The sequence below is a fragment of the Xenorhabdus sp. NBAII XenSa04 genome (assembly GCF_963866145.1).
GTDB classification, from domain to species: domain Bacteria; phylum Pseudomonadota; class Gammaproteobacteria; order Enterobacterales; family Enterobacteriaceae; genus Xenorhabdus; species Xenorhabdus indica.
In genome coordinates, this window is record NZ_CAWMEB010000015.1 from 1 (window position 1) to 3,922 (window position 3,922).

The following is a 3,922-nucleotide window of genomic DNA, read 5'->3' on the forward strand; positions in this document are numbered from 1 at the left end:
GGCCGCTCGGGAACCCCACCTTTCCAAATTTTTGATGGTGCCGGCACCAAGAATCGAACTCGGGACCTACTGATTACAAGTCAGTTGCTCTACCATCTGAGCTATGCCGGCATCAAGTGCTGCGCATTCTAGGTAGTATTCGCCTATGATGCAACAAAAAAATTATCTTTTTTGTTTTTTCGCTCACATTACGTTCAATCAAAGTTGTTTTGATGATTTTTTCAATAGATACAGTACAAATGGCAAACAAAAATTCGCAATATGAAAACTTCAACAAACAAACTGATAGATTATTTTGAAAAATTACTTATCAGGGATAAACAAAAAAACTACTCATTTTTTCGTAATTTTGTATTTTCCATCAAAAAAATTACTAAAATAATAAAAATTTCTACGCCTAAGATAGTTCAGCCGATATGATGAGGTTTATTTTTTGTCGGATACGGGTGTGTACAACAACCCGTCCAACCTGCATAGACAGGCAGATGTTGGCTTATGAATAAGAAAGAATCTTTTTTAACGACCCCTTATTTACAATTTGATCGTGAACATTGGGCAACTTTGCGTGACTCAGTGCCTTTAACATTAACAGCAGAAGAGGTTGCTGCTTTAAAAGGAATTAATGAAGAAATTTCAATAGATGAAGTAGTTGAGATCTATTTGCCATTATCACGCCTACTTAATTTTTATATTAGTTCCAATATACGGCGTCAGGCTGTTCTTGAACAATTTTTAGGGACTGGTGGGCAAAAAATACCTTACATCATTGGTATTGCGGGTAGCGTTGCTGTTGGAAAAAGTACAACGGCACGTTTATTACAAGCATTATTGAGCCGCTGGCCTGAACATCGTCGTGTGAAACTGGTGACTACAGACGGTTTTTTACACTCTAATAATGTGCTAAATGAGCGTGGCTTAATGAAGAAAAAAGGATTTCCCGAATCCTACGATATGCGCGGTTTAGTCAAATTTGTCTCTGATATAAAATCAGGTGTCGAAAAGGTTACAGCGCCAGTATATTCTCACCTTAGCTATGATATTGTACCTGACGAACAGCTTGTCATAGAACGACCAGATATTCTGATACTAGAAGGTCTAAATGTGCTGCAAAGTGGCATGGATTATCCCCATGAGCCACATCATGTCTTTGTTTCTGATTTTGTTGATTTTTCTATTTATGTTGACGCATCAGAACAATTACTCGAACAATGGTATGTCAGCCGTTTTCTTAAATTCCGCCAAGGCGCTTTTGCTGACCCAGACTCTTATTTCCACGGTTATTCTAAGTTAACGACTGAAGAAGCAATAAAAGTCGCATCAGGCATTTGGCAAGAAATTAATGGATTAAATCTACAACAAAACATCTTACCCACCAGAGAACGCGCCAACTTAATTATGACTAAAGGTGCTAACCACGCTATTGAAAACGTCAGATTAAGAAAATAATGTAAGAGCCGGAAGTCTCCGGCTTTATACTCAGCATCCTCTCAAAGAAATTTCACCACCAATATACGGCGTAATAACACCATTGATATCAAGCAATAGTGCACCTTGTTGGTCAATTCCACGGGAGATCCCATAAATTTCTTGATCACCAATAATCAATTTCACCGGACGATCCATAAAATTATCTAATTTAAACCATCTGGAAATAAAAGGTAATAATCCTTCGTTTTCAAACTGGACCAACGCTTTCTTTAGTTCAACAACGATTTCAGCAACTAACTTATTTCGTTCAATAGTTACTCCTGCCTGCTGTAGATTAATCGACCTCTGGTTTATTAATTTTTGCTGCTCACTGCTCATTGAAATATTCATACCAATTCCGATGACAATCTGAGCTGCATCTCCTGTTTTCCCCATTAATTCAACTAATATACCAGCCAGTTTCTTATCATCCAGATACAAATCATTAGGCCACTTTACTTTTACCCTTTCTGCTCCCTGGCGATTCAAAACTTCCGCAATTACAATACCGACTACTAGGCTTAATCCAATTGCAGCAGCAGGGCCTTGTTCTAAACGCCAGAACATAGATAAATATAAATTCCGGCCAAAAGCAGACACCCATTGTCTTCCACGACGGCCTCTCCCTGCATACTGGTATTCTGCGACGCAGGAATCCCCTGAAGTAAGTTCCTCTAATTTATCTAAAAAATACTGATTTGTGGAATCAATAACAGGAATAACCTCAATGCCATTATTTGGCAAGTAGCTTTCAATCATTTCTTTACTAAGAAGATTCATGGGAGCAGGAAAGCGGTAACCTTTACCGGGGATCGTCAAAATCTCCACTCCCCACTCACGAATAGTCTGGATATGTTTATTTATTCCTGCCCGGCTCATTCCTAATTCCTGACCTAACTGCTGCCCTGAATGAGTTTCACCATCTGATAGCACGTTAATTAATTTTAATGGAATACTAATATCTTTCATGAAATACATTCCACTGCGTCTATTTCACCTTCACTACCAATGAAACGGACTTCAGGCTCTAAAAAAATATCAAATTTTTTAGCTACTTGTTTACGTACATAAGCAGCCAAGGCAATAACATCCTGCCCTGTGGCATTGCCTTGATTGATTAATACCAATGCTTGTTTCATGTGAACAGCAGCATCACCAACACGATACCCTTTTAAATGACATTGATCTATCAACCAGCCCGCAGCTATTTTTACACTATACTCATTATGATGATATTGAGGACATTCAGGGTATTCCGATTTAATTTTTTGCGCCAATTCAATCGATACAACCGGATTCTTAAAGAAACTCCCTGCATTTCCTACAACAGCAGGATCTGGCAACTTACTTTGGCGCATTTCACAGACTACATGGAATATTTGCTCTGGTGTAACATCGCCCCCCAAGAACTGCGTTAAACCACTATAGGTTAATATAGGCTTCCACGTTTTATTTAGCCTCAAACCAACAGAAATAATTGCATATCCTTCTCTATACTGATGTTTGAAGACACTATCCCTATAAGCAAATTGACACTCGCTTTCCATCAAACGAATTTGTTTACCAGTTTTCAGCTCAACTAAGTCAACATATTCACAGACTTGTTTAAACTCAATTCCATAGGCTCCAATATTTTGGATAGGGGCAGAACCAACGTTCCCAGGAATCAATGCCAAATTCTCCAGACCAAAAATTTGTCGATTTAGTAAATATTTGATTAATTCATGCCAATTTTCACCTGCGCCGACATGAATATGCCATGCAATATCAGATTCTTGTATCTCGATACCAAGAATACGATTTAAAATTACTGTTCCCTTAAAATTTTCAGTAAATAGAACATTGCTACCTCCTCCCAGTATAAGGATAGGATGACCACTCTTCTCTGCTTTTTGCCATAAAGATAAAAGTGATTCAGTTGAGGTTGCCGTACAAATACGTTCAGCATTGGCTAAAATGCCAAACGTATTAAACACTTTTAGTTGAGTTGGTTGACAGACAGACATTCATTTCTAACTCGATAAATAATTTGCCTGTAGTCTAGCAGACTCTATCTTTGAAAGATAAACCAGTAGTGACTGACTTACTATAGAAGACATAGAAAAAAGAAAATAACCAGAAATGCAAAAGGCCACCCAAATGAGTGGCCTTTTGACTGGATATTAAAGCTTGGCAGTTCCCTACTCTCACATGGGGAGACCCCACACTACCATCGGCGCTACGGCGTTTCACTGCTGAGTTCGGCATGGGGTCAGGTGGGACCGCCGCGCTATTGCTGCCAAGCAAATTCTGTTTTATTTACCGAACGCATTATTCATGGTGCTGATACCCAGATTCGAACTGGGGACCTCACCCTTACCAAGGGTGTGCTCTACCAACTGAGCCATATCAGCAAATGCTAAAATAAAAAGTGTTGCCATCTTGGCAACACTTATAAATCAATGTCTGGCAGTGC

General features: G+C 38.9%; 3 protein-coding genes, 2 tRNA genes and 1 rRNA gene. 1 reads left to right on the top strand and 5 read right to left on the bottom strand.

Annotation, left to right across the window (positions count from 1 at the left end; genetic code table 11):
* Positions 1-35: 35 nt before the first annotated feature.
* Positions 36-111: transfer RNA gene (locus AAC147_RS01125), tRNA-Thr, on the bottom strand.
* 384 nt (positions 112-495) lie between these two features.
* Here AAC147_RS01125 and coaA point away from each other — a divergent pair.
* A complete protein-coding gene (gene coaA / locus AAC147_RS01130) occupies positions 496-1,446 on the top strand; it encodes a type I pantothenate kinase (RefSeq protein WP_047684771.1) in 951 nt (316 codons plus the stop codon).
* Positions 1,447-1,476: 30 nt separating this feature from the next.
* Here coaA and birA read toward each other — a convergent pair whose 3' ends face one another.
* From birA to AAC147_RS01150, 4 genes are all read right to left on the bottom strand, one after another.
* Positions 1,477-2,436, bottom strand: a complete 960-nt coding sequence (gene birA, locus AAC147_RS01135; protein WP_047684774.1) for a bifunctional biotin--[acetyl-CoA-carboxylase] ligase/biotin operon repressor BirA — start codon at positions 2,434-2,436, stop codon at positions 1,477-1,479.
* Entirely contained in the window at positions 2,433-3,473 is a 1,041-nt protein-coding gene (gene murB, locus AAC147_RS01140; RefSeq protein ID WP_047684777.1) for a UDP-N-acetylmuramate dehydrogenase, read from the bottom strand. The genes birA and murB overlap by 4 nt, the downstream gene beginning before the upstream one ends.
* Positions 3,474-3,634: 161 nt before the next feature.
* Positions 3,635-3,750: ribosomal RNA gene (gene rrf / locus AAC147_RS01145) — 5S ribosomal RNA — on the bottom strand.
* Positions 3,751-3,784: 34 nt separating this feature from the next.
* Positions 3,785-3,860: transfer RNA gene (locus AAC147_RS01150), tRNA-Thr, on the bottom strand.
* Positions 3,861-3,922: the final 62 nt, after the last annotated feature.

Bases quoted from the DNA above. Each gene is read 5' to 3' on its own strand.
- coaA (WP_047684771.1), top strand. From the start codon at position 496: ATGAATAAGAAAGAATCTTTTTTAACGACCCCTTATTTACAATTTGAT.
- murB (WP_047684777.1), bottom strand. From the start codon at position 3,473: ATGTCTGTCTGTCAACCAACTCAACTAAAAGTGTTTAATACGTTTGGC.
- birA (WP_047684774.1), bottom strand. From the start codon at position 2,436: ATGAAAGATATTAGTATTCCATTAAAATTAATTAACGTGCTATCAGAT.